The organism is Streptomyces sp. NPDC002795 (assembly GCF_042888725.1).
In the GTDB taxonomy this organism is placed as follows: domain Bacteria; phylum Actinomycetota; class Actinomycetes; order Streptomycetales; family Streptomycetaceae; genus Streptomyces.
Window position 1 is genome coordinate 137,269 of record NZ_JBIAQB010000005.1, and the last position, 23,477, is coordinate 160,745.

A 23,477-nucleotide genomic window follows, 5' to 3' on the forward strand; every position below is an offset into this window, starting at 1 on the left:
CGCCTACCGGACTCCGGCCCACCGCTTGATCGTCGCCGTGGCCGCGTCCCGCTCGTTCGCGGGCAGCGCGGAGATCCGGGCACCGTGGTTGGACTTCGGCACGACGTACTTGTACGAATCGCGCTTGCTGGGCGTGAACTGCTCCGCGCTCCACGGGTCGTTCTGCCCGTAGACGAACAGCATGCGCTGGGACTTCGTGCTCACCCATTTGTCGACGCCCTTGATGACGGCGCCGTCGTAGCTGGTGCGCATGTCGGCGGGCAGCACCGAGTTCGGCTGGTAGATGTCCGGGTAGTGGCGCACACCCTTGAGGTTCTTGAACTTCAGGTCGGCCCAGCCGAGTTGGGCGGCGGCCTGCCGGTAGTAGGGGCCCGAGCTGTTGGCGCCGAGCGTGGAGTCCTCGTAGATGGACAGACCGTGGTCGAGGGACCACTTGTAGAGGTCGTCGTCGGAGACCTTCTTCGCGTCGGGCACGGTCGGGCAGTCGTCGACGGACCCGGACTGCCAGAAGTTCCACACCTGGTCGAGGACCGCGAACTCGTAGGCCCGGTCGGTCGTTCCGAGGGTGTTGGTGAAGGTGTAGCCCTCGTCCTTCGCGGTCTTCTCGAACTTGGGCAGCAGGGCGTCGCGGCGCACGAGCATCTCGCGCTGCACGGCGGCGAGCGCGTCGCGGCACTGCTGGGTTCCGACGTTCTTGAAGAAGTTCTCGTAGCCGCTGTCGTCGTTGTTGTTGGCGTCGTTCGGGGCGACGTAGGCGACGACGCCGTCGTAGTCCTTGGGGTGGAAGCGGTAGTGGTACGTGGCGGTCATGCCGCCCTTGGAGCCGCCGGTGGCCAGCCACTTCGACGTCTTCTCGTACAGCGGCCGCACGGCCCGCACGATGCCGTGCTCGTCGGCGGCCTCCTGCTGGACCGTCATCTTGCCCCAGGGGGTGCCGCCGGACGGCACGGAGGGGCCGAAGAAGCGGTGCTCGACGCTGAGTTGGTTGGCGTCGAGGAGGGTGGTGGGCTCGCGGGTCGTGGAGGACAGTCCGTAGCCGCCGGTGTAGAAGATGACGGGCTTGGCCGTCGACTTGTGCCAGAGCGTGAAGCGCTGCTGGAACGTGCCGAGGCCGGGTCTGGCGTGGTCGACCGGCTGCGTGATCGACAGGGAGTAGAGCGGGAAGCCCTCCTTGTCGGTGACGCCGGTGACGCTCACTCCGGGCAGGGCCCGCAGTTGGTCCTCAAACGAGGCGGGGGCGGCGGTCGCCGGGGCCGCGGTGGCGGCGAGGGCGCCCGCCGTGAGGCCGGCGGACAGCAGCAGCGTGGGTATGGTGCGCAGGCGCACGGGTGCCTCCCTGGGTCGAGGAAACGGTGCGGCGGATCGGTGATCCACCGACCGAGACCCTAACCCGCGGCGCCCGCCCGGGAGTTGGGATCGCGGTGGAAATGCGAGGAGCCGGGACCCCTGGGCGGGGTCCCGGCTCCTGCGCCGGATGGTCGGCCTGGGTCAGAGCTGACCGGACTCGGCGATCGTGATCTTGGCGGCGGTGGAGCCGCTGCGCGAGCCAAGGGACTCGATCTTCTTCACGAGCTCCATGCCGTCCTCGACCTCGCCGAAGACGACGTGCTTGCCGTCCAGCCAGTCGGTGACGATGGTGGTGATGAAGAACTGCGAGCCGTTGGTGTTCGGGCCCGCGTTGGCCATGGACAGCTGGCCCGGCTTGGTGTGCTTGAGCTGGAAGTTCTCGTCCGCGAACTTCTCGCCGTAGATGCTCTTGCCGCCCGTGCCGTTCCCGGCGGTGAAGTCGCCGCCCTGCAGCATGAACTGCGGGATGACGCGGTGGAAGGACGAGCCGGCGTAGCCGAAGCCCTTCTCGCCCGTGCACAGGGCACGGAAGTTCTCCGCGGTCTTCGGGACGACGTCCTCGTAGAGGTTGAACGTGATCCGCCCGGCGGGCTCGTCGTTGATCGTGATGTCGAAGTAGGTCTTGATTGCCATGGACGCAATCCTTTCATCACGAACCCCGGATTGCCGATTCGGCCCGTCGGGATGGCTGTTTTCGTACGCCATTCGTACGCTGTGTGACGCTCCGCTTGCGGGGCGGATACGTTCAGACCGCGAGCCGGTCGCGCGCTTGCACGCCCTCACCCAGCGGTCGCACGCCGTACGCCTTGCCGAGGCCGTGCGCGGGCATGTCTCCGTAGATCGTCTCGTACGAGCCCGCGGGCACGATGTAGGTCTCGTGCCAGATGCCCACGTGCCCCTTGCCCTTGCGGACGTACCGGTTCATGCGGGCCCACCAGGAGCGGTGCCGATTGTCGGAGGCGGCCGCGTAGGCGAGCAGCTTCTCCTTCGACTCCCAGTACTGGATGACGTAGAAGTTGCGCGGGTCCGAGGTGCCGAGGACGTGGTGGAGCAGTCCGGCCGTGCGATCCTTGCCGAGATCCCTGAGCATCATGGGCATCGCGTACATCACCGGGAGCCAGCGGTGCAGCGCCCGGAACCGGTTGATCCGCATGCCGACGACGAAGAGCACGAGGTCACCGTCGGCGGCCGCCGTCGTCCGGCCCATGTGCGGTTTCGTGAACACAACTCCCCCGATCTGTGGGGCATTTGGTAGAGAGTCAGGAGTCCCCCGATCCCCTGACTCGTGTTTGGATAGTGGCACTTTCCAAGGAGGGGCACAAGGCATGCGACTGGCAGAGTTGAGCGAGCGCAGCGGGGTGCCGGTCGGCACGATCAAGTACTACCTGCGGGAGGGCCTGCTGCCGCAGGGAGAGCGGATCAGCGCCACCCAGGCCGCGTACGGCGAGGCGCATCTGCGGCGGCTCGGCCTGATCAGGGCGATGATCCAGATCGGACGGATCCCGGTGGCCACGGTGCGGGAGGTGCTCGGGCACGTGGACGACGAGTCGCTTGGCACGACCTTCCGCCTCGGCGCCGCGCTGTGGGCGATGCCGCAGCCGCCCGAGGCACCCGCGGACGACCCGCTGACGGTGGAGGTGTCCGGAGCGGTCGACCGGTTCCTCGGCGACATGGGCTGGCACAACGCGCGCGAGATCGGCGCCCTCTCCCCCACCTACCGCACCCTGGTCACCACGATCGTCACACTGACCCGCCTCGGCTTCTCGCGCGGGGCCGAGACCCTCGCGCAGTACGCACACCTCATGGAGGAGGTGGCCCAGCTGGACCTGGACCAACTCGACACCTACGAGGACGACTCCGAGAAGGTCGAGCTGGCGGTCGCGTCGGCGGTCCTCTACGACCCCCTGCTGCTCGCGCTGCGCCGGCTCGCCCAGGAGGAGCACTCCACGCGCCGCTACGGCTTGTGAGGCCCAGGGGAGCGCCACATACGATGACGGCGGGACGCCGGACGCTCTGCGGCGGACACACAACGGGAGGGACCCAATGATCATCTTCGGCACGCGGGGCTACGCGTACCAGCTCGCGATCCTCACCTTCGTCTGCGGAAGCTGCGGCAACCCCGCGGCGCACACGCTGCGGAAGTTCGTCACGAAGTTCACGCTGTTCTTCGTCCCGCTGTTTCCGATCTCGACGAAGTACCAGGCGCAGTGCACGTTCTGCGGCGCCGCGCACCAGGTGCCCAAGGACCACGTCGACGGAATGCTCGCGCAGGCCGCCGGTCCGCAGGCCGGGTCGCCGCAGCAGCAACAGCAGCACCACCAAGGCTAGTCACCCGAGCCGGGCGGCGACAAAAAGGTGGCCCTGCCGCCTCCCAGGGGGGAGAGGGGGCGACAGGGCCACAGGCTCGAGCGCCCGGGGGGGGGTGGGCAGCTTGAGCGTCTGTTCTCCTGCTGCCCGGGATCGCGCCGGGCATGCACGCCGCGGAAAGAATCGTCCCGGCGGCTTTCTGTGCCCCCGTCAGTAGTCGGCGTTCATGGCGGTCCGCACCTCCCTGAGCGTCACGTCGGCGATCGCGCCCGCCCGCTCGTTGCCGGCCCGCAGCACGTCCCTGACCAGGCCACGGTCCTGCGCGTAGCGCTCGCGGCGGGCCCGGATCGGCGCGAGGTACTCGTTCACGGACTCCGTGACGCGCCGCTTGAGCGCGGCGGCGCCCCCGTCGCCGATCTCCCGCGCCACCGCGTCCGGGTCGGCGCCCTCGCACAGGGCGGCGAGCAGGACGAGCGAGGAGACCTCGGGGCGGGCCTGCGGGTCGTACGTGATGCGGCGCTCGGCGTCGGTCCTGGCGCCGCGGATGAGGCGCGCGGTCTCGTCGGGTGTCGCGGACAGGGCGATGGCGTTGCCGCGGGACTTGCTCATCTTGGTGCCGTCGGTGCCGAGCAGAAGCGGCGCCGTGGACAGCAGGGCCTCGGGCTGCGGGAAGACCGGAGTGCCGTTGCCGTAGCGGTCGTTGAAGCGGCGGGCGACGGTGCGGGTGACCTCCAGGTGCGGCAGCTGGTCCTGGCCCACGGGGACGAGGTTCGCCTTGCAGAAGAGGATGTCGGCGGCCTGGTGCACGGGATAGGTGAACATCAGGCCGCTCACCGCGGACTGCCGGGAGTGGGCGATCTCGTCCTTGACGGTGGGGTTGCGGCCGAGTTCGGCGACGGAGACGAGGCTGAGGAACGGCAGGAGCAACTGGTTCAGGGCCGGCAGGGCACTGTGCGTGAAGATCGTGGAGCGCTCGGGGTCGATGCCGATGGCGAGGTGGTCGAGGACCAGTTCCTCGACGTGTCCGGTGAGGTTCTCGGCGATGTCGCGGTCGGTGAGGACCTGGTAGTCGGCGATCAGGACGAAGGTCTCGACGCCGAGGTCCTGGAGCCGGACGCGGTTGTGCAGGGTGCCGAAGTAGTGCCCGAGGTGCAGGCGCCCGGTGGGCCGGTCCCCGGTGAGGATGCGGAACTGTCCGGGGTCCTTGCGGATCAGCTGCTCCAGCTCCGCGCCGCGTTCCCGCGCGGCGGAGGTGCCGAGGGCGTCGGCTGTGCTGCTCATGGTGGTTTCTCCCCTGGGTCACGGGCGTCCTCGGGACGGCGCGACCTCCGGTGGGAGGGCATGAGAAAGGGCCGTCCGCGGACGGCCCTTTACGTGCTTGAGTGTGCGGCCGCCTCTAAGTGAGGCGCCACCAGTTCAGGCACGAAGATCGATGCATGACGCAAGCGTACACCTGAAGGACCGTGCCGGTCAGGAGCCCACGGGCGTGAACCGCACCGGCAGCGCCTGCGGCCCGCGGGTGAAGACGCCCCGCTCGACCGGGTCGAAGCCCTCGGCGAGCCGCACATCGGGCATCGCGTCGAGGAGCTGGTTCACCCCGGTCTCCACCTCCGCCTTGGCGAGCAGCGCGCCGACGCAGAAGTGCCGGCCCAGCGCGAAGGAGAGGTGGTCGGCGGCGGCCGAGAACGCGGTCGTGGTGGTCAGGTCCTCGCGGAACAGGTCGAAGCGGTCCGGGTCCTTGTACCGGCTCTCGTCGCGGCCCGCCGCGCCGATGAGGCAGGTGACGGTGGCCCCGGCCGGGACGGTGCCGCCGGTGAGCTCCACGTCGACGGCGGACTGGCGCATGATCATGTGGACGGGCGGGGTGACGCGCAGCGTCTCGGCGAAGGCCCGCGCGATCAGGGAGCGGTCCGCGCGCACGGCCGCCAACTGGTCGGGGTTCGCCAGCAGGTTGGCGAAGATGCTGGCGATCGCCTTGTCGGTGGTCTCGCCGCCCGCCGCGAGCAGCAGACTGCAGAACGCCTTGATGTCCTCGTCGCTCATCCGCACCCCGTCGACCTCGGCGGCGCACAGCGTCGAGAGCAGATCGTCGCCGGGGTTCTCACGGCGCTCCTGGATGACCGGGATCATGTACTGCGCGAACTCGACGCGGGTCCGCTCCCCCGCCGCGGCGACGTCCGGATCGCCCGCCAGGTTGCCGAGGAAGTTGATGACGGCGGTGTACCAGCCGTGGAAGCGGGCGTGGTCGGCCTTGTCGAGGCCGAGCATGTCGGCGATGACGTTGACCGGCAGGCGGGTGGCGTAGTCGGCGACGAGGTCGGCCGAGCCGGTGTCCCTGAACGTGTCTATCAGGTCACGGGAGTTGCGCTCGATGACGGGCAGGAACTTGTCCTGCAGTTCGCTGCCGCGGAAGGCTGGCGCGACGAGCGCGCGGCGCACCGCGTGCTCGCGGCCGCTCATCTGGAGAATGGTCCTGCCGTGCACGGGTTCGAGCTGCCAGTCGTAATTGGCGGTGGTGAACGTCGCCTCTTTGTCCTTGAAGACGCGCTCCACATCGGCGTACCGCGACACGATCCAGCTCTGCGTCGCCTCGTGCCAGATCAGCGGGGCGGTCTCGCGCATCGCGCGGTAGACGGGATACGGGTTCGCGGCGAACTCCGGCGAGAGGATGTCGGGGACCTGCGCGGTGGACATGGGGCTCCCTGTGGGGGTGTAACGGGCGGTACACCTCAGCCTATTGACCGCCCGTCAGCCCGTACAGCCCCTCCGGTGTCAGCCGTGCGGCAAGATCACCGCGCGCCCGCTGATCTTGCCGTCGTGCAGCAGTTCGTACGCCTTGGGGGCGTCGTCGAGCGAGAACGTCTCGGTGTGCACCGAGACGGCGCCGGCCCGCGCCAGGTCGAGGACCTCGATGAGTTCGGCGCGGCTGCCCCAGTACGGGGCGGTGACGTTGACCTCGAAGTTCGTGGCGCCGAACCCGACCGGCAGGGTGCCGCCACCGATCCCGACGATCGTGACGTCGCCCTCGACGGCGGCGACGGCGCCCGCGGTCTCGACGGTGGGCTGCACGCCGACGAAGTCGAAGACGGCCTCGGCGCCGCGCCCGCCGGTCAGCTCCTTGACCTTGCCCGCGGCCGCCGAGTCCGACAGGACCGCCTCGTGGGCGCCGACGCTCCGGGCGAAGGCGAGCTTCTCCTCGGACACGTCGAGCGCGATGACGCGGGATGCGGTCATGGCGCGCAGCAGCTGGATGGCGACGTGGCCGAGGCCTCCGGTGCCGATGACGACGGCGGTCGAGCCCGGCATCAGCTTGGGCAGCGAGCGCTTGATGGCGTGGTACGGGGTGAGACCCGCGTCGGTGAGGGGCACTGTCGCGACGGGGTCGAGGCCCTCGATCGGCGTCAGGTGCCGCGCGTCGTCGACGATCATGTACTCGGCCATGGAGCCGGGCGCGCCGAGTCCGGGCGGGCGGATGCCGAGCTCGTCGGCGCGCAGACAGTAGTTCTCCTTGCCCTGTGCGCACTTGGCGCAGGCGCCGCAGCCCCACGGCCCGTACACGGCGACCGAGTCGCCCTCCACGAAACCGGTCACCCCGGCGCCGAGCGCGGCGATGGTGCCGACGCCCTCGTGCCCGAGGGTCAGCGGGAGTTCGTAGGGGAAGTTCTCGGCCGGCCAGCTCATCACGGCGATGTCGGAGTGACAGACGCCGGCGGCGGTGACCTTCAGCAGGACCTGCCCCGGGCCCGGCTCGGGGTCGGGGACGGTGACGACCTCGGGCGCCGCTCCCACGGACCGGTACTGGAGTGCCTTCATGTTCGGGCTCCTTCGTGGCTGGACCCCCGCCACCCCATGCAACCCCAGGCACTCATGGTGCGCACGCCCGCACACAAAAAAGGCCCCGCACAAAAAGGGACCCCGACCGTACGGGGGAGAACGGTCGGGGCCTGGTTCAAAGTTTAACAGCATGTGGACGGCATCCGACGCCGGTTCGCCAGGCACCGGGCGTGAGGTCGGACACATCAGTTGATCTGGTCTTTAGAGCACTCTTTTCGGGCGCGAGTGCCACGAGCCGCCACACCCCATAAGGTGACAACAGCCGACCGACGCCCTCCCTCGCATCGGAGCATTCGTGGCCGAACCCCAGCCCCTCTTCCTCACCCCGCCCGCGAAGGCCGCTGTCTTCCTGGTCGTCACGGTCGCGCCGGGCGGCGAGCCCGCCGTCCGCGACACGCTGGAGGAGCTGTCGGCGCTGAGCCGCTCCGTCGGCTTCCGCGACCGCGACGCCGCCCTCAGCTGCATCGCCGGCATCGGCTCGACCGCCTGGGACCGCCTGTTCAGCGGCCCCAAGCCGCGCGAACTGCACCCGTTCCAAGCGCTCGCGGGCCCCCGGCACCTCGCCCCCGCGACCCCCGGCGACCTCCTCTTCCACCTGCGCGCGCGACGCATGGACCTCTGCTTCGAGCTGGCCCGCGTGATCATCGGCCGGCTCGGCTCCGCCGTCACCGTCGTCGACGAGGTGCACGGCTTCAAGTACTTCGACGACCGCGATCTGCTCGGCTTCGTGGACGGCAGCGAGAACCCGACCGGGCGGGCGGCCGCGGAAGCCGTGTTCGTGGGCGACGAGGACCCGGACTTCGACGCCGGGTCCTACGTCGTCGTCCAGAAGTACGTGCACGACATGGCCGCCTGGGAGGCGCTGCCCGCGACCGAGCAGGAGAAGGTCATCGGCCGCACGAAGAGCGCGAACATCGAGCTGGACGACGACGTGAAGCCCGCCGACTCGCACGTCGCGCTGAACACCATCGTCGACGAGGACGGCACGGAGCGGCAGATCCTGCGCGAGAACATGCCGTTCGGCAGCGTCGGCCAGGGCGAGTTCGGCACGTACTTCATCGGCTACGCGCGCACCCCGGACGTCACCGAGCGGATGCTGCGCAACATGTTCCTCGGCGACCCGCCCGGCACCCACGACCGGATCCTCGACTTCTCGACCGCGGTCACCGGATGCCTGTTCCACGTGCCGAGCGCCGACTTCCTCGACGATCTGCCCGAGCCGCCGACCGGTGCCGCCACCGCCGACCCCGCCGCCGGGTCCCTCGGCATCGGCAGCCTCAAAGGAGCCTGAAGACCATGAGCACCGACGCGAACCCCACCCCGAGCAACAATCTGCACCGCGAGCTCGCCCCGATCACGCCCGCCGCCTGGGCCGAAATCGAGGAGGAGGCGTCGCGCACCTTCCAGCGCCATGTCGCGGGCCGCCGCGTCGTGGACGTCACGGGCCCGGACGGCGCCGACCTCTCGGCCGTCGGCACCGGGCACCTCGCCGAGATCGCGCCGCCCGCGCCGGGCGTGACGGCCCGCCTGCGCGGCGTGCAGCCGCTGGTCGAGCTGCGGGTGCCGTTCATGGTGAGCCGTGAGGCGGTGGACGACGTGGAGCGCGGCGCCAAGGACTCCGACTGGCAGCCGGTGAAGGACGCGGCGCGCGCCATGGCGTACGCGGAGGACCAGGCGATCTTCGACGGGTACGCGGCGGCGGGCATCGAGGGGCTGCGCGAGCGCACCTCGAACCCGGTCCTGAGCCTGCCGGCCGAGCCCCGCGACTACCCGGACACGATCAGCCGGGCACTGACCGCGCTGCGCCTCGCGGGAGTGGCGGGCCCGTACGCGCTGCTGCTCGGGGCCGACGCGTACACGGCGGTCAGCGAGACCTCCGACCACGGCTATCCGATCGCCAATCACCTGGGCCGGATCCTGGACGGCGAGCTGATCTGGGCGCCCGCGCTGAACGGGGCGTTTGTCCTGTCCAAGCGCGGGGGCGACTTCGAGCTGCGGCTCGGCCAGGATCTGGCGATCGGTTACAGCGGGCACGACGCGCGTGGCATCGAGCTGTACTTCCACCAGACCCTGACGTTCCTGCCCTACACCGACGAGGCCGTGGTCGCGCTGAAGGCGTGAACCCTCAGGCTCCCTGGACCTTGGCGACGAACGCGTCCAGGTTGCCCAGGGCCCGGTCCACGCGCTCGTCCAGCGTGAGCGACTCCTCGTAGCGGCCCGCGCGCAGCTTCAGCTGCTTCTTGCCGCGCAGGTACAGGGAGCAGGCCAGGTCGGCGCAGACGTACAGGCCGACCGTGTTCCCGTCGCGGCCGCGGGCCCCGGCGAGCGGCGCGGCGAACAGGGACACGCCCGACGAGGCGTGTCCGGTGAGGCAGATCTGGCACAGGCTCGACTTCATCGCGCTGGTGCGACCGCTCTGCGGCACGCGCAGGCTGATGCCGAGCGGCCCGTCGTCCGTGGGGCGCACGAGGTGCGCGCGCAGCGGCGCGCCCGGGTCCACCCAGCCGAGGAAGTCCAGGTCGTGCCAGGGCAGCTCGGCGAAGTCGAGCGGCAGCCGCATGCGGGTCGCCTCACCCTTGGTGCAGTTCACGAAGGACGAGCGGATCTGTTTGTCGCTGAGTGGTTCCACATCGTGGACCTTACAAAGCCGCTCGCCGATCATGCATCCGGATTTCGGCGCATCGGTCAGCCGGTGTTCGGGATCACCGCCACCGGGCACGGCGCGTGGTGCAGCACCGCGTGGGCGACCGAGCCGATGCGGGAGCCGATCGCGGTGCGGCGCGCGCGGCGGCCGACGACGAGCAGCTGGGCATCGGGCGCGGCCGAGAGCAGCACCTGGCCGGCGCTGCCGATCTCGACGTGCTCGCGGACCGGCACATCGGGGAAGCGCTCGCGCCAGGGTGCGAGCGCGGCGCCGAGGGCTTTCCTCTCGTACGGTTCCATGCCGCCCGCGTCGTCGAGCAGGGCGAACGAGCTGGGGCTGTAGGAGAACACCGGCGGCAGGCTCCACGCGCGTACCGCCCGCACGGCGACGCCGCGGGCCTGCGCGGTGGTGAAGGCGAACTCCATCGCGGCGGCGCTGTCCTCCGGTTCGCCCTCCTGTCCGACGATCACGTCGCGCGCGCTCGCCTCGCTCGGCGCCGCGTCGGCCGCGCGGACGAGCACGACGGGCCGCTCCGCCTTGGCGATCACCTGCTGTCCGACCGAGCCGACGATGAAACCGACGATCACGCCGTGCCCGCGCGAGCCGAGCACCAGGGACTCCCCGTCGCGCGCGGCCGCCAGCAGGGCCTGGGCGGGCCCGTCCCCGTCGAGGACGTCGGTGGTGACCGCGAGCCCGGGGTGGCGCTCGGCGATCTCGTGCTCGACGTCCGCGAGCAGATCGCCCGCCCACTGTGTGAGCGCGGACTCGTCCGCCGCGAGCGTCAGACTGTCGGGGGCGGGCTCGCCCACGTGCACCAGGCGCAGCGGCAGTCCGCGCCGCACCGCCTCGCGCGCCGCCCAGGCTGCCGCCGCCGCGCTCTCGGGGGATCCGTCCACCCCCGCGGTGATGGGCCGGGTCATCGCACCGCCTCCTTGTCCGTTCGGTCTCGTCTAGTGAGCTGTCTGTCCGGGCGCGCCCGTTTTACTCGTCGAACCGGGCCTGCTCGTCGTGCCGGGCGTCGCCGGGCTCTTCGACGGTCGCAGATACCGGTTCCAGCCGCCCGCCGGGCGCTCCCCGACCTGGAGCGAGCGCAGCCGGTCGAGGACGGCCGGGTCCTGCGCGTCGAGCCAGTCGACGAACTGCCGGAAGGACACGAGCCGGACGTCGCCGTTCCTCGCCTTGTCGGCGATCCGCTTGAGCGCCTCCTCGACGGCGTCCATGTAGATGCCGCCGTTCCACTCCTCGAAGTGGTTGCCGATGAAGAAGGGCGCCCGGTTGGTCTCGTACGCGCGCTGGAAGCCGGTGAGGTACGCCTGTGTGGCCTGGGTGCGCCAGCCCGGATAGTTGTAGGCGGGGGCGCGGGTGGAGTTCTTCGACTGGTTGGCGAGGATGTTGTAGTCCATCGAGAGGACTTCGAAGCTGTGGCCGGGGAACGGGATGCCCTGAAGCGGCAGGTCCCAGATGCCCTGCCGCTTGTCGGGCCAGCGCTGCAGTCCGCCGGGCGACGAGGCGTCGTAGCGCCAGCCGAGTTCGCGGGCCACGGGCAGCAGGTTCTCCTGGCCGAGCAGGCAGGGCGTGCGGCCGCCGATGAGTTCCTTGTCGTAGTCGAAGGGCAGGGCCGGCTGGTCGTGCCAGCCGGTGTGGGTGCGCCAGGACTTGACGAAGGTACGGGCCTGTTCGATCTCGCTGCGCCACTGCTGGGGGCTCCAGTTGCCGACGGAGCCCGACCCGCCGCAGAAGTGCCCGTTGAAGTGGGTGCCGATCTCGTGCCCGTCGAGCCACGCCTGGTGGACGGAGCGCAGGGTCTCCTTCACGTGCGGGTCGCTGAGGTACCCGATGTCGGAGGCCCCGACGGGGTTGCCCGGCGGCTGGTAGCGCCGCTTCTGCGACTCGGGCAGCAGATAGAGCCCGGACAGGAAGAAGGTCATGCGGGCGTCGTGCTGGCGGGCCAGTTCGAGGAAGCGGGGGAACAGGCCGTTGCCGACCTCGCCCGCGCCGTCCCAGGAGAAGACGACGAACTGGGGCGGCGTCTGGCCGGGTTCCAGGGCGGTGGGCGCGGCGGGCTGCTTCGGCTGCAGCCCCGTGTACGAGGTCGAGCCGTCGCCGATCAGCCGGGGCAGCGCCTTCTTCTTGGCGGGGCGCTCGGGGTGGCGGGCGGGGCCTGCCGGGGGCGGGCTCGCCTTCTCGCCGCCGCTCGTACCGCATCCGGCGAGCGCCCCGGCCGCGGCACCGAGACCGACTCCGAGGCCGAGTCGCGCCACGCTTCTGCGACTGATTCCACTGGACCGACCGGATTCTTCGAACTCCATGGGCAACCCAATCCGCGCCCCGGGCGGGGGCGTTGTGCGTCCCCCCGCACGGACACCGACCCCCGCACCGTAGAGCGGATAAACGGACAATTGCCTCATTTAGGACGGCGTGCCGCGGAACGGACTGCCCCGCGGTGGGCTGCCAGGAAGCCGGAGTGTCAGTCCTCGCCGACGACCTTGCCGGGGTTGAACAGGCCCAGCGGGTCCAGGGTCTCCTTCACGGCCTGCTGCAACGCGCAGACGGCGGGGCCCAGTTCGCTGCGCATGCCGCCACGCTTGAGCAGGCCGACGCCGTGCTCACCCGTGACCGTGCCGCCCGCGGCGATCGCGGCCTGGAGGAGTTCCTCGAAGGCGGCCTGCGCGGCGACGCGTTCCGCCTCGTCACCCGGCTCGGTGATCAGGAGCGGGTGCAGATTGCCGTCGCCCGCGTGCGCGATCGTCGCGATGCGCACGCCGTGCCTGCGACCGATCTTCTCGATGGTGGCGAGCATCTGCGGCACCGCGGACCGCGGCACGCACAGGTCCTCGGTGAGCACGGGCCCGAGGCGCTCCAGCGCGGGATACGCGAGGCGCCGTACGTCGAACAGGGCCTCGGCCTCGACGGCGTCGGTGGACTGCTCGGCCCACAGCGCCCCCGCCTCCCGGAAGGCGTCGGCCACCGCGCTCGCCTCGGCCTCGCCCGCGTCGCCCGGGGCGTCGACGCGGGCGAGCAGCATCGCCTCCGCGCCCGGCTCGATGCCCAGGTGCTTCCAGTTCTCCACGGCCTCCATGCAGGCGCGGTCGAGGAGTTCGAGGGCCGCGGGGGCGAGGCCCCGGCTGGTGACGAGTGCGACGGCGGCGCCCGCGGCGACGAGGCTGTCGAAGTTGCCGACGACGGTCCGGGGTTCGGCGGCCGGCGCGGGCCGCAGCTTCAGCGTGATCTCGGTGATGACGCCGAAGGTGCCCTCGGACCCCACGAACAGGCTGGTGAGGTCGTAGCCCGCGACGCCCTTCGTGGTGCGCCGGCCGAGCCTGACCCGGGTGCCGTACTCCCCCGCGGGTCCGCCCATGACGACTTCCATGCCGAGGACGTAGTCGCGGGTGACGCCGTACTTGAGGCAGCACAGGCCGCCCGCGTTCGTGGAGACGTTGCCGCCGATCGTCGACCAGGGGGCGCTGGCCGGGTCCGGCGGGTACCAGAGGCCGTGCTCGGCGACGGCGGCCTTGAGGTCGTTGTTGACGACACCGGGCTGGACGACGGCGATCAGGTTCTCGGTGTCTATCTCCAGGATCCGGTTCATCTTCGACACATCGAGCACCAGGCAGCCGTCCACGGCGTTGGCCCCGCCGGACAGGCCCGTGCCCGCGCCCCTCGTCACGACCGGTATCCGCCGGGCCGCGCAGGCCCGCACCACGGACTCGACCTCCTCGGCGGACGTGGCGCGCACCGCGGCGAGCGGCCGGCCCATCGGCGCCCACTCGGCGTCGTCGTGGCCGAGGGACGCGAGGACGTCCGGGTCGGTGACGAGGGTGCTGTCCGGGAGCGCGGCGGCGAGTTCGCCCACCGTGCCCCTCGCGTCTGCGGTGTCGATGTCGTCCTCCTGAACGGATGTCCCTGACCGGCATGTTCACCGGTCAGGGACACCATCATGGAACACCGCGTCGCGCCGTCACGCGGCGCGGGTCACTCAGGAGGCGAGGGTCAGCACGGCGCGCACGCGCTTGCCGACCGGCACCTGCTCCACGGAGACGACGGCGAGCGCGTCCACGATCTCCAGGCCGTGCCCGCCCACCCGTGTCGGGTCCCTCGGGAAGCGCACCGGCACGGCGGCGCTGCTGTCGTAGACGGTGACGACGACATGCCGCGACGTGCCCTCGAGTTCCAGGACGTAGGGGCCCGCGCTATGCCGGTCCGCGTTCGTGATCAGCTCGCTGACGACGAGCAGGACGTCCCCGGCCGTGCGCGGGTCGAGCTCGACGCACCACTCCCGGCGCAGCCGCGTGAGGAACACGTCGGCGAACCTGCGTGCGTCGGCCAGGCAGCCCTCTTCGCCCGCGTAGTGGGTCGCCTGCATCAGCGGCCCGACTGCGTCGTCGAAGCCGGTGGGGATCAATGCCCCGTCCATGTACTCGGTCATCCGTGTCTCTTTCACGCCTGCGGAACTCCGCGATGGACACCCGCAGCCTGCTGATACCCCGCTTCAGGCCGCGCAGTCCTGCCGGAATCAACGGGGTGACCGACACCCCCGGCTCGTCGTTTGAAGGACGACATCGCGTCCCTTCGCGCTTCCGGGAGAGGCCTGCCGTGCCCCAGATTCACCGCAACAGCATTATCCCCCGCTCACGGATAGCCACTGACAAGGCGGAGGCGGCCCTGCTCGAGGAGTACACCGGCCTGGTACGCCTGGCCTACCTCACCCTCCCCGCCGCCTTCACCCGCCACCGTCGGGTGCTGCTGGCCCACACCGCCGTGCAGCGCGCCCTGCCGGGGCGCCGAGCCGCCTTCGTGCCCGGGCCCCGCGTCCCCGACGGAGACGCCGCCGACACCGACGCCGACACCGCCACCGACGCACTGCGCGTACGGACTCTGCGGGCCGCTCTGTCCGTCGGGCACCGGCCGGCCGGCTGGCCCGCCGCGCTGCCGCCTCCGCGTACCCTGCTGCCCCGTCTCCCCGTGGTCTGGGGACTGCGGCTGTTTCCCCGGGCCGGCGGCGCCCAGGAGGTCGCGCTCGTCCGTGCCCTCGCGGGCGCGTCGGCCGCCGCGCGCGCCGCGTTCGTGCTCCGGCACATCGACTCCATGAGCGCGGGCCGGGCGACGGCGCTGCTGACCGCGGCCGGGGTGGCGGACGCCGGCTCGGCCGTGCGGGAGTCCGTCGGACTCGACGCCGAAGCAGGGCCCGCGGCCGCGGCGTTGCTGCGCTCCCAGGAGTTCGACGCCTGCTCGGTGCAGACGCGCCCCACGGATCTGCTGCGCCGTGCACGGCGGACCCGTGCCGCCCTCGCGGTCGGGGCCGTCTCCGTCGTCGCCGCGGCCGCACTGCTCGCCCCCGGCTCCGCGCCGCACCGGGAAGCGGCGAGCGGGGGCGACCCGGTCCGGGCCTCCTCCGTCGCCGGTGATCTCACCCGGGCCGGGCGGGACACCTGGGCCGACACCTCGCGGGTCGACTTCACGGCCTGGCCCGCGCGCGGCGACCGGAGCGAGGACACCTCCCTGCTGGACCGGGCGCTCGACGCGTGGGCCGCCCCCTCCGGCGCCGTACGCGTCAGCAGGACCCCGGACACGCCTGCCGACGCGCCGCCGCGTGCCCCGCAACTGCTGTTCGCGGGCGACGTCGGCGGCCGCAGTGTGGTCCTCGTCAGCGACGGCGAACGGCTGGCCCGCTACACCGCACCGGACGGCGACGGCCCCGCCCACCTCGCCCTGGCCCGGGTCGACGACGCCGACGTGACCACGGCGGCGGCCGTCGTCCTCACCCGCGACCACGGCTCCGCCCGCTATCTGACGGCGCCGTGGATCACCGAGGCGACCACCCGGGACCTGCTGCGGCCCGACACTCCGGGACGGCCGCTGGACGTGTCGCACGACGGGGTGACCGACCCCGTTCCCGTCGCGCCGGCGGACGGCTGCGCGCGCCGCCCCGTGCTTCAACTGCGGTCCTCGCCGCGGATCGTGGAGGACCACTCGTTCCTGCTCGCCGACCTCGGCGGCCTGTCGCCCGTGCACCTCACGTACACCCCGCTGCCCGGGCACGGCACTCCTCCGCCGCGGCAGCCGCGCGAGGCCACCGGCGGCCAGGCGCTGGTGGCGTGGGCGCGCACCGCCTGCCGGCTCCAGCCGTGGCGGGGCGGCGCCGTGCGCGCCGTGAACGCGTGGGACTTCGCGGAGCAGCGGTTGCCGAAGGACGCGGGCCGGGCGGTGTGGTCCTGTGTGCGTGCCTCCACCTGGCGGGGTCCCGGCGATGTCGCGCTCCTGCTGCGCACACCCGCCGCGGCCGCCGAACCGGCGCACCTGGTCGGCCGGTCCCGGGCCACGGCGGCTTGCAGCCGGTTCGGCCAGCACGTGGTGGCCGACACCCGGTGGAAGTCGCCGGACGACCGCTGGTACCTCCTGGCTGCGGGCAGCCGCGCGGTCACCCGGATCGAGGCGAGCGGCGCGGTGACCGAGTCCCACAAGGGCCGCACCCTGGCCGTCCGCGCGCCCGAGCACGGCACGGTCCGGGTGGCGGCCCGCCTCGACACCGGGGAGCGACTGAATGAGGTGCCACGAGACGAGCCCTGACCGTTCGGACCTGGTGCATCCGCCTGCCCTGTTGATGCGGAAGTCGGTCACGGGGCGGACGGTGGAGGAGAGGGGGCGAGCGAGGGAGACGCATGACCGCAGAACGTGCCCGGCAGCGGTGCCTGGTCACCGGGGCGAGCGGCTACATCGGCGGCCGCCTGGTGCCGGAACTGCTCGCCTCGGGGCATCACGTGCGCTGCCTGGCCCGCTCCCCCGCCAAGCTCCGGGATCATCCGTGGGCCGACGACGTCGAGGTGGCGCGCGGCGACCTCACGGACCGCGACTCGCTCGCCGCCGCGCTGCGCGGCATCGACGTCGCGTACTACCTGGTGCACGCGCTCGGCACCGGCAAGGACTTCGAGCGCGCCGACCGCGAGATGGCGACGGCCTTCGCCGAGGAGGCCCGCCGGGCGGGTGTGCGGCGGATCGTCTATCTGGGCGGCCTGACACCAGCGGGCGTTCCCGAGCGGGAACTGTCGCCGCATCTGCGCTCGCGGGCGGAGGTCGGGCACATCCTGCTGGCCTCCGGCGTGCCGACGACGGTGCTGCGCGCGGCCGTGATCATCGGTTCGGGTTCCGCGTCGTTCGAGATGCTGCGCTATCTGACCGAACGGCTGCCGGTGATGGTGACGCCGAGCTGGGTGCACACCCGGATCCAGCCGATCGCGGTCCGCGACGTGCTGCGGTGCCTCGTGGACAGCGCGGCGATGCCGCCGGAGGTGTCCCGTTCCTTCGATGTCGGCGGCCCTGACGTGCTCACCTACCGCGACATGATGCTCCGCTACGCGGCCGTGGCGCGGCTGCCGAGGCGCGTCGTGGTCGGGGTGCCGATGCTCAGCCCCGGCCTGTCCAGCCACTGGGTCGGCCTGGTGACGCCCGTCCCCGCGTCCATCGCCCGCCCGCTCACCGAGTCGCTGCGCCACGAAGTCGTCTGCCAGGGGCGCGACATCGAGGAGTGGGTGGCGTATCCGCCGGGATCCCCGATCGGGTTCGACGAGGCGGTACGGCTGGCGCTGCGCCGTGTCCAGGAGGCGCAGGTGGCCACGCGCTGGTCGTCCGCCGCACTGCCGGGCGCGCCCAGCGATCCGCTGCCCACCGACCCGGACTGGGCGGGCGGCAGCCTCTACACGGACGAGCGGGAGCGGCTCGTCGAGGCGTCGACCGAGCGACTGTGGGACGTGGTCGAGGGCATCGGCGGGGAGCACGGCTGGTACTCGTTCCCCTTGGCGTGGGCGGTGCGCGGGTGGCTCGACCGGCTGGCGGGCGGCGTGGGGCTGCGGCGCGGGCGGCGGGACGCGGCGCGGCTGCGGGTCGGCGACTCGCTGGATTTCTGGCGGGTGGAGGAGATCGAGCCGGGGCGGCTGCTGCGGCTGCGCGCCGAGATGCGGTTGCCGGGCCTGGCCTGGCTGGAGCTGTCGGTGGAGGCGGCGGACGGCGGGCGCTCCCGCTACCGGCAGCGCGCGCTGTTCCATCCGCACGGTCTCGCGGGCCAGGCGTACTGGTGGAGCGTGGCGCCGTTCCACTCCGTGGTGTTCGGCGGGATGGCACGCAATATCGCGGCCACGGCCGAGCGGGGCCCCGGCGGGGGCGCCCCGCCCCGTGCGGGTGAGGGTGCATCCATGTGAGCCGTCGGCCGGGAAGCCTGACACAGCCCGCTTGTCCCTCCCTCCCCACCAGGAGCCTTTCCGTGCGTGTCCACGTCGTCCTGTTCACCTCCGATCTCCGCGTGCACGATCACCCGCCGCTGCGGGCGGCGTTGACCGCGGCGGACGCCGTGGTGCCGCTGTTCGTCCGGGACACGGGGGTCGCCGGGTTCCTCGCCCCGAACCGGGAGGCGTTTCTCGCCGACTGTCTACGGGACCTGGACGCGGCGCTGCGGGACCGGGGCGGGCGGCTCGTGGTGCGCTCGGGCGCCGTGGTCGACGAGGTGGCGAAGGTGGTGACCGAGACGGACGCCTGCACCGTGCATGTGGCGGGCGGTGTCTCGGCGTACGCGCACCGCAGGGAGGACCGGCTGCGGGACACGCTGCGCCGCCTCGGCTGCGACCTGGTGGCGCACGACGGGGTCGTCACCTGCGTTCCGCCGGGCGCCGTGACGCCCGACGCCCGGGACCACTTCGCGGTGTTCACGCCCTACCACCGGCGCTGGGCCCAGGTCGGGCCGCGGGCCGTCGTGCGGGCGCCGCGCGCCGTCCGGGTGCCCGACGGCGTGGGCGGCGAGGCACTGCCCGAGCGGGCCGATGTGACGGGGGTGTCCCCCGGGCTCGCCGAAGGCGGTGAACGGGCGGGCCGGGCGCTGCTGACCGCCTGGCTGCGTTCGGGGATCGCCGCGTACGAGGACCGGCACGACGACCTCGCGGGCGATGCCACGTCGCGGCTCTCCCCGCATCTGCACTTCGGCACCGTCGGCCCCGTCGAAGCCGCGCACCGGGCGCACGCGGCGGGCGGTCCTGGCGCGGAGGCGTTCGTACGGCAGCTGGCCTGGCGGGACTTCCACCACCAGGTGCTGGCCGCGCGGCCCGACGCGGCGCACGCCGACTACCGCACGCACCACGACCGTTGGCGCAGTGCCCCTCGCGAGGTCGAGGCGTGGCAGGAGGGGCGTACGGGATACCCGGTGGTGGACGCCGCGATGCGGCAGCTGCGCCACGAAGGCTGGATGCACAACCGGGGCCGGCTGCTCACCGCGTCGTTCCTCGTCAAGACGCTGTACGTGGACTGGCGGGTGGGCGCACGCCACTTCCTGGGCCTGTTGGTGGACGGCGACGTCGCGAACAACCAGTTGAACTGGCAGTGGATGGCGGGCACCGGCACGGACAGCCGCCCGAACCGGGTGCTCAATCCGGTGACCCAGGCCAAGCGGTACGACCCGGACGGCGCCTACGTACGGCGCTGGGTACCGGAGTTGGCGGGCGTCGAGGGCTCCGCGGTGCACACGCCGTGGAAGGCGGCCGGCCTCGACCGGGCCGCCTTCGGCGACTATCCGGACCCGATCGTCGAACTGCCGGACGGGCTGGCCCGGTTCAAGCGGGCCCGGGGGCTCGACTGACCTCCGGGTAGTGGCGCTCGATCTGTCCGAGGGCCTGCGGCAGCGTCACCGGGTGCAGCGCGCCGCGCACGCCCCGGCCCGCCCAGCCGGGCCCGGCCAGCATCACGGCGGGTTTGCCGCGGGCGCCGCGCACACCCCAGTGGGTCTCGGCGAGGTGCCTGGCCAGCGGCAGGCTGGCGGTGGAGCGGGCCTGCGCCCACAACACGACCACGCGCGGCCCGATCCTGCGCACCGCGGCCGACACCGCCTCCACGGGCACGGCCGCCCCGAACATCCGCTGTGGTACGCCCAGTTGACTCAGTCCGGCGCTGAGCGCCTCCAGGGCGAGCACGTGCTGTTCGGCGGGGACGCAGGCGAGGACCATCGGCGGCAGCGCGAGGGTGGACTCGACGGGGGCGGCGGCGCGGTGCAGGGTGCGCGAGACGTGCCAGGACAGCAGGTGCTCGACCTCGACGTACTGGTCGCCCGCCTCCTCCCACTTGCGGCCCACCGCGTGCAGCACCGGTGCCATGACGTCCTGCCAGGCAGTGACCAGGCCGTGCTGCGCCACGGCGTCGGTCAGCAGGTTCTGCACCGTCGGCGCGTCCATGCGGGTCGCGGCGCGGGAGATGCCCCGGCACTGGCGCTCCAGCGTGGCCGGCGAGGCGGGCGCGGCCGGTGCGGGGCGCTGGAGCGGCAGCCCGGTGGGCTCCGTCGCGAGTCGCTTGCCGGCGAGGAGCGCGGCCTCCGCGGGCGGCAGGCCCGTCGTGGTCAGCCGGCACATCTCCTCGACGACCGCGACGTCATCGGCGGTCCAGCGCCGGTGGCGTCCCGCCGAGCGCTGCGCGGGCCCGAGACCGTAACGGCGGTCCCAGCTGCGCAGGGTCGTCGGGGAGACCCCGAGCCGCCTGGCGAGGGCGCCGGTGGTGACGCCCGCTTCCTGTGGTGTCGCCCTGCTTCCGCGCTGCCCCTCGTCCATCGGCCCACGATACGACGCACAACCGATGCGGGTTGCCGCGCGTCGGGAGTCGTTTCCAGGATGACCGGGCCGTGACCCGGCGAGCGCCGCGTGCGTCCGCTCCTGGCCGTCACGGGTCACGTTCGGGACCGTTTCGAGGAGTTGACGGGGCATTGAGGATCCCAGGGTTGCTGACGCGGGGCGTCGACCCGCGCGAGGTGTCGGAGGCCGCCCTCGCGGACGGTCTCGCCGCGGGTGACGTCGCCTGCCTCGCCGAGGTGTACCGGCGGTGGGCGCCACTGGTGCGGGGCCTGGCGCAGCGGGCACTCGGCGACCGCTGCGAGGCGGAGGACGTGATGCAGCAGGTGTTCCTCGCCGCCTGGCGCGGCCGGTCCGGCTACCGGCCCGAACTGGGCCCGCCGTCCGCCTGGTTGACGGGCATCGCGCGGCACCGGGTCGCGGACGCGCTCGCCGCGCGGACCCGTCGCGCGGCGCTGTTCGAGGCGGCGGCCGGGCGGCACGCGCTCTCCGTCGGCCGCGAACCAGCGCCCGACGCCGGCATGGACGCGGTCGTCGAACGGCTGGTGCTTTCACAGGAGTTGGCGCGCCTGCCGAGCACGCAGCGCACGGTGCTGTGCCTCACGTTCTACGAGGACCTGACGCAACCCCAGATCGCCGCGCGCACCGGGTGGCCGCTGGGCACGGTCAAGAGTCATGCCCGGCGCGGCATGCGGCGCCTCGGCGACCGGTTGCGCGGCCGGGGCGAAAGCGGTTGAGATTCGTCGGCCTCTGATGCATCCGTACGCGCCCTCCGGGCCGAAGCTCCCCTGTACGGGCGGCCCAGACCCCGCCGCCCGCCCACCTCAACGGAGTCGGTGCCGCTGAGGTGGGTTCTGGCGGGGCGCCACTACAGTCGATGATCATGATCACTGGTTCCGTCCGCCTCCGCGACGTACCCGAGTCCGACATCGACCGAGCCCTCGCGCTCGCCCATCTCGTCTTCCACGAGTCACCCGACGACGATCTCCGCAAGCAGCGACAGCAGCTGCTGTCCGGCAGCCTGCGGATCGGCGCGTACGACGGCGAAGAACTGGTCGGCTTCGCCGCGGCGCATCCCTTCACCGTCTCCGTGCCGGGCGGTGGCGACCTCTCCTGCCCCGGCCTGTCGTACGTGTCGGTCGTGCCCACGCACCGCAGGCGCGGCGTGCTGTCGGCGATGATGGCCGAACTGTTCGCCCGCTGCGCCGAGCAGGGCGCGCCGCTGGCCGCGCTGTGGGCGTCGGAGGCGACGATCTACGGCCGGTTCGGCTTCGGCCCCGGCTCGTACGGGGCGACCGTGGAGATCGACTCGCGGCGCGCGCTGGCGCTGCGCGTCTCGCCCGACGAGCGCCCGCTGCGCCTGCTCGACGCCGACTCGGCGCCCGCCGTGCTCGCGCCGTACTTCGAGACGACGCGCGGGCTGCGGGCGGGCCGCCACGCGCGCACGCAGGCGTGGTGGCGCGAGCAGTGGCTGGCGCGGAAGGACGAGGAGGACGAGGATCTGTCGCCGCCGCGCGTGGTGACGCTCGGCGACCCGCTCGCCGGTTACGCGATCTACCGGACCAAGGCGGGCGACTGGTCCAGGGACGTGCCGGGCCTGGTGAGCGTCGAGGAGCTGGAGGCCGACGCACCGGAGGGTGCGGCGGCGCTGTGGCGGTATCTCGCGGACATCGACCTGACGGGCACGGTGCGCGCCCACGGCAGGCCCCTCGACGATCCGCTGCCGCTGTTCGCGGCCGACCGCGACCAGGTGAGCGTCAAGAGCGTCGAACCGGCGCTGTGGGTGCGCCTGGTGGATGTGCGGGCTGCGCTCGCGGCCCGCGCCTGGGCGGCGCCCGTGGATGTGGTGCTCGCGGTCCGTGACGCGCGGCTCCCGGCGAACGCGGGGACGTTCCGTCTGATCGCTTCGCCGGACGGCTTCTCGTACGCGCCGACGGACGACGCACCCGATCTGAGTCTGGAGGCCCGCGATCTGGCGACCGCGTACATGGCGGCGACGCCGGTGGTGGCGCTCGTGCGCGCGGGTCTGGTGGCGGAGCACACGCAGGGCGCGGCGTCGATGCTCGACGCGGCGCTGCGCACGGAGCTGGTGCCGCACACCGGCGACACGTTCTGAACTCACGTCACTGGCCCTAGGGGAGTTCAGCACCCCGTTTTCGGTCCAGGCGCAGAACTCGCCGCTGGGGCATTGGGCAGCGAAGGCGGTGACGCGGGTGGACGCGTCGAGCGCCGCTTCACCCTTGTCAGTGACTATGGGTAACTGTCACGCGGCGCCGTGGGCCGCGGCGGCGCGGCTGGGTGCGGGCCATGCGGACCGCGTCGACGGACTCGGCGAGGAGTTCGTACTCGGTGGTGTCGTCGCGGGTCGCGATCCTGACGAGCATCCCTGAGGCCAACTCCTCCGCGGCGTTTTCCTGTTCGTCGGGGTCCGCGCACCAGGCGCGCAGCCGTTCCGGCACATCGGGTGCGCTCTCCGCCATGGGCGTCAGCGCACCCTCGGGTAAGTGGCCCAGGCCGGGGCGCGGATCGAGGCGCTCGGCCATCCACATGGCCCGGTCGCGCAGCCACCACAGGGCCAGCGCGAGAGTGGGGGCGCGATATGTGCCGAGCGGAACACCCACGCGCCGGCCACCGCAGATTCCGTACGCGGTGACATGGCACAGGAATTCGTCGTGCACGGTCTCCCCCATTGCCTGGCGCCCGACTGCATTGACTGTTGTGCCAAACGATCAGTGATCCGCCGCAACGGCGAG

General features: G+C 72.2%; 22 protein-coding genes. 9 read left to right on the forward strand and 13 right to left on the reverse strand.

The window, feature by feature from the left end; translation table 11 throughout:
• Positions 1–3 precede the first annotated feature (3 nt).
• From ACFYWS_RS16655 to ACFYWS_RS16665, 3 genes are all read right to left on the reverse strand, one after another.
• The gene (locus tag ACFYWS_RS16655) at positions 4–1,326 is read right to left on the reverse strand and encodes a S28 family serine protease (protein ID WP_389276119.1); all 1,323 of its coding nucleotides are present in this window, start codon (positions 1,324–1,326) and stop codon (positions 4–6) included.
• A 162-nt stretch (positions 1,327–1,488) separates the two neighbouring features.
• Positions 1,489–1,980, reverse strand: coding sequence for a peptidylprolyl isomerase (locus ACFYWS_RS16660; protein ID WP_326016988.1), 492 nt, complete (start codon positions 1,978–1,980; stop codon positions 1,489–1,491).
• 112 nt (positions 1,981–2,092) lie between these two features.
• Complete coding sequence (locus tag ACFYWS_RS16665; RefSeq protein ID WP_389276123.1) at positions 2,093–2,554, reverse strand: DUF4188 domain-containing protein; 462 nt, start codon at positions 2,552–2,554, stop codon at positions 2,093–2,095.
• A 118-nt stretch (positions 2,555–2,672) separates the two neighbouring features.
• Between ACFYWS_RS16665 and ACFYWS_RS16670 the strand changes: the two genes are divergently transcribed.
• Positions 2,673–3,314: a MerR family transcriptional regulator gene (locus tag ACFYWS_RS16670; RefSeq protein ID WP_389276126.1), complete on the forward strand. Its 642-nt coding sequence runs from the start codon at positions 2,673–2,675 to the stop codon at positions 3,312–3,314.
• Between the two features lie 76 nt (positions 3,315–3,390).
• Entirely contained in the window at positions 3,391–3,675 is a 285-nt protein-coding gene (locus ACFYWS_RS16675) for a zinc-ribbon domain-containing protein (RefSeq protein WP_389276129.1), read from the forward strand.
• Between the two features lie 189 nt (positions 3,676–3,864).
• On the opposite strand, the gene trpS is transcribed toward ACFYWS_RS16675, so the two are convergent.
• From trpS to ACFYWS_RS16690, 3 genes are all read right to left on the reverse strand, one after another.
• A complete protein-coding gene (trpS, locus tag ACFYWS_RS16680) occupies positions 3,865–4,935 on the reverse strand; it encodes a tryptophan--tRNA ligase (RefSeq protein WP_389276131.1) in 1,071 nt (356 codons plus the stop codon).
• Between the two features lie 189 nt (positions 4,936–5,124).
• Complete coding sequence (locus ACFYWS_RS16685) at positions 5,125–6,348, reverse strand: cytochrome P450 (RefSeq protein ID WP_389276134.1); 1,224 nt, start codon at positions 6,346–6,348, stop codon at positions 5,125–5,127.
• A 78-nt stretch (positions 6,349–6,426) separates the two neighbouring features.
• Entirely contained in the window at positions 6,427–7,467 is a 1,041-nt protein-coding gene (locus tag ACFYWS_RS16690; RefSeq protein ID WP_389276136.1) for an NAD(P)-dependent alcohol dehydrogenase, read from the reverse strand.
• A 316-nt stretch (positions 7,468–7,783) separates the two neighbouring features.
• On the opposite strand from ACFYWS_RS16690, the gene ACFYWS_RS16695 reads away from it, so the two are divergent.
• Together ACFYWS_RS16695 and ACFYWS_RS16700 are read left to right on the forward strand one after the other, a co-directional pair.
• Positions 7,784–8,779, forward strand: a complete 996-nt coding sequence (locus ACFYWS_RS16695) for a Dyp-type peroxidase (RefSeq protein WP_389276139.1) — start codon at positions 7,784–7,786, stop codon at positions 8,777–8,779.
• A 5-nt stretch (positions 8,780–8,784) separates the two neighbouring features.
• Positions 8,785–9,609 carry a family 1 encapsulin nanocompartment shell protein gene (locus ACFYWS_RS16700; RefSeq protein ID WP_389276142.1) on the forward strand — a complete coding sequence of 275 codons (825 nt, stop codon included), beginning with the start codon at positions 8,785–8,787 and terminating at the stop codon, positions 9,607–9,609.
• Positions 9,610–9,613: 4 nt separating this feature from the next.
• Here the strand turns inward: ACFYWS_RS16700 and ACFYWS_RS16705 are convergent, their stop codons facing one another.
• The 5 genes from ACFYWS_RS16705 to ACFYWS_RS16725 form a co-directional block, all read right to left on the reverse strand.
• Positions 9,614–10,117, reverse strand: a complete 504-nt coding sequence (locus ACFYWS_RS16705) for an FBP domain-containing protein (RefSeq protein WP_389276144.1) — start codon at positions 10,115–10,117, stop codon at positions 9,614–9,616.
• A 56-nt stretch (positions 10,118–10,173) separates the two neighbouring features.
• Positions 10,174–11,052 (reverse strand): universal stress protein, encoded by an 879-nt coding sequence (locus ACFYWS_RS16710; protein ID WP_389276147.1) that lies wholly within the window; start codon positions 11,050–11,052, stop codon positions 10,174–10,176.
• A 30-nt stretch (positions 11,053–11,082) separates the two neighbouring features.
• On the reverse strand, positions 11,083–12,441 hold the full coding sequence (locus ACFYWS_RS16715) for a hypothetical protein (RefSeq protein ID WP_389276150.1): 1,359 nt from the start codon (positions 12,439–12,441) through the stop codon (positions 11,083–11,085).
• Positions 12,442–12,599: 158 nt separating this feature from the next.
• Positions 12,600–13,985, reverse strand: a complete 1,386-nt coding sequence (locus tag ACFYWS_RS16720; RefSeq protein ID WP_389276153.1) for an FAD-binding oxidoreductase — start codon at positions 13,983–13,985, stop codon at positions 12,600–12,602.
• Positions 13,986–14,108: 123 nt separating this feature from the next.
• The gene (locus ACFYWS_RS16725) at positions 14,109–14,558 is read right to left on the reverse strand and encodes an ATP-binding protein (protein WP_389276156.1); all 450 of its coding nucleotides are present in this window, start codon (positions 14,556–14,558) and stop codon (positions 14,109–14,111) included.
• 167 nt (positions 14,559–14,725) lie between these two features.
• Here ACFYWS_RS16725 and ACFYWS_RS16730 point away from each other — a divergent pair, with 167 nt between their 5' ends.
• The 3 genes from ACFYWS_RS16730 to ACFYWS_RS16740 all read left to right on the forward strand — a co-directional run bounded on the left by ACFYWS_RS16730 (position 14,726) and on the right by ACFYWS_RS16740 (position 19,748).
• Entirely contained in the window at positions 14,726–16,699 is a 1,974-nt protein-coding gene (locus ACFYWS_RS16730; protein ID WP_389276158.1) for a hypothetical protein, read from the forward strand.
• 92 nt (positions 16,700–16,791) lie between these two features.
• Entirely contained in the window at positions 16,792–18,324 is a 1,533-nt protein-coding gene (locus tag ACFYWS_RS16735; RefSeq protein WP_389276161.1) for an SDR family oxidoreductase, read from the forward strand.
• A gap of 62 nt (positions 18,325–18,386) precedes the next feature.
• The gene (locus ACFYWS_RS16740; protein WP_389276164.1) at positions 18,387–19,748 is read left to right on the forward strand and encodes a cryptochrome/photolyase family protein; all 1,362 of its coding nucleotides are present in this window, start codon (positions 18,387–18,389) and stop codon (positions 19,746–19,748) included.
• On the opposite strand, the gene ACFYWS_RS16745 is transcribed toward ACFYWS_RS16740, so the two are convergent.
• Positions 19,723–20,706 carry a MerR family transcriptional regulator gene (locus ACFYWS_RS16745; protein WP_389276167.1) on the reverse strand — a complete coding sequence of 328 codons (984 nt, stop codon included), beginning with the start codon at positions 20,704–20,706 and terminating at the stop codon, positions 19,723–19,725. The two genes, ACFYWS_RS16740 and ACFYWS_RS16745, sit on opposite strands and share 26 nt — an antisense overlap.
• A gap of 167 nt (positions 20,707–20,873) precedes the next feature.
• Between ACFYWS_RS16745 and ACFYWS_RS16750 the strand changes: the two genes are divergently transcribed.
• Together ACFYWS_RS16750 and ACFYWS_RS16755 are read left to right on the forward strand one after the other, a co-directional pair.
• Complete coding sequence (locus tag ACFYWS_RS16750; RefSeq protein ID WP_389276170.1) at positions 20,874–21,461, forward strand: RNA polymerase sigma factor; 588 nt, start codon at positions 20,874–20,876, stop codon at positions 21,459–21,461.
• Between the two features lie 146 nt (positions 21,462–21,607).
• A complete protein-coding gene (locus ACFYWS_RS16755) occupies positions 21,608–22,840 on the forward strand; it encodes a GNAT family N-acetyltransferase (protein WP_389276173.1) in 1,233 nt (410 codons plus the stop codon).
• Between the two features lie 127 nt (positions 22,841–22,967).
• Here ACFYWS_RS16755 and ACFYWS_RS16760 read toward each other — a convergent pair whose 3' ends face one another.
• Positions 22,968–23,402: a hypothetical protein gene (locus tag ACFYWS_RS16760; RefSeq protein ID WP_389276176.1), complete on the reverse strand. Its 435-nt coding sequence runs from the start codon at positions 23,400–23,402 to the stop codon at positions 22,968–22,970.
• Positions 23,403–23,477: the final 75 nt, after the last annotated feature.

What these genes read in the sequence shown, in the direction of transcription:
- ACFYWS_RS16685 (WP_389276134.1), bottom strand. Translation starts at nt 6,348, where the DNA reads ATGTCCACCGCGCAGGTCCCCGACATCCTCTCGCCGGAGTTCGCCGCG.
- ACFYWS_RS16675 (WP_389276129.1), top strand. Translation starts at nt 3,391, where the DNA reads ATGATCATCTTCGGCACGCGGGGCTACGCGTACCAGCTCGCGATCCTC.
- ACFYWS_RS16715 (WP_389276150.1), bottom strand. Translation starts at nt 12,441, where the DNA reads ATGGAGTTCGAAGAATCCGGTCGGTCCAGTGGAATCAGTCGCAGAAGC.
- ACFYWS_RS16735 (WP_389276161.1), top strand. Translation starts at nt 16,792, where the DNA reads ATGACCGCAGAACGTGCCCGGCAGCGGTGCCTGGTCACCGGGGCGAGC.
- ACFYWS_RS16670 (WP_389276126.1), top strand. Translation starts at nt 2,673, where the DNA reads ATGCGACTGGCAGAGTTGAGCGAGCGCAGCGGGGTGCCGGTCGGCACG.
- ACFYWS_RS16755 (WP_389276173.1), top strand. Translation starts at nt 21,608, where the DNA reads ATGATCACTGGTTCCGTCCGCCTCCGCGACGTACCCGAGTCCGACATC.
- ACFYWS_RS16725 (WP_389276156.1), bottom strand. Translation starts at nt 14,558, where the DNA reads ATGACCGAGTACATGGACGGGGCATTGATCCCCACCGGCTTCGACGAC.
- ACFYWS_RS16665 (WP_389276123.1), bottom strand. Translation starts at nt 2,554, where the DNA reads ATGGGCCGGACGACGGCGGCCGCCGACGGTGACCTCGTGCTCTTCGTC.
- ACFYWS_RS16710 (WP_389276147.1), bottom strand. Translation starts at nt 11,052, where the DNA reads ATGACCCGGCCCATCACCGCGGGGGTGGACGGATCCCCCGAGAGCGCG.
- ACFYWS_RS16690 (WP_389276136.1), bottom strand. Translation starts at nt 7,467, where the DNA reads ATGAAGGCACTCCAGTACCGGTCCGTGGGAGCGGCGCCCGAGGTCGTC.
- ACFYWS_RS16700 (WP_389276142.1), top strand. Translation starts at nt 8,785, where the DNA reads ATGAGCACCGACGCGAACCCCACCCCGAGCAACAATCTGCACCGCGAG.
- trpS (WP_389276131.1), bottom strand. Translation starts at nt 4,935, where the DNA reads ATGAGCAGCACAGCCGACGCCCTCGGCACCTCCGCCGCGCGGGAACGC.
- ACFYWS_RS16660 (WP_326016988.1), bottom strand. Translation starts at nt 1,980, where the DNA reads ATGGCAATCAAGACCTACTTCGACATCACGATCAACGACGAGCCCGCC.
- ACFYWS_RS16745 (WP_389276167.1), bottom strand. Translation starts at nt 20,706, where the DNA reads ATGGACGAGGGGCAGCGCGGAAGCAGGGCGACACCACAGGAAGCGGGC.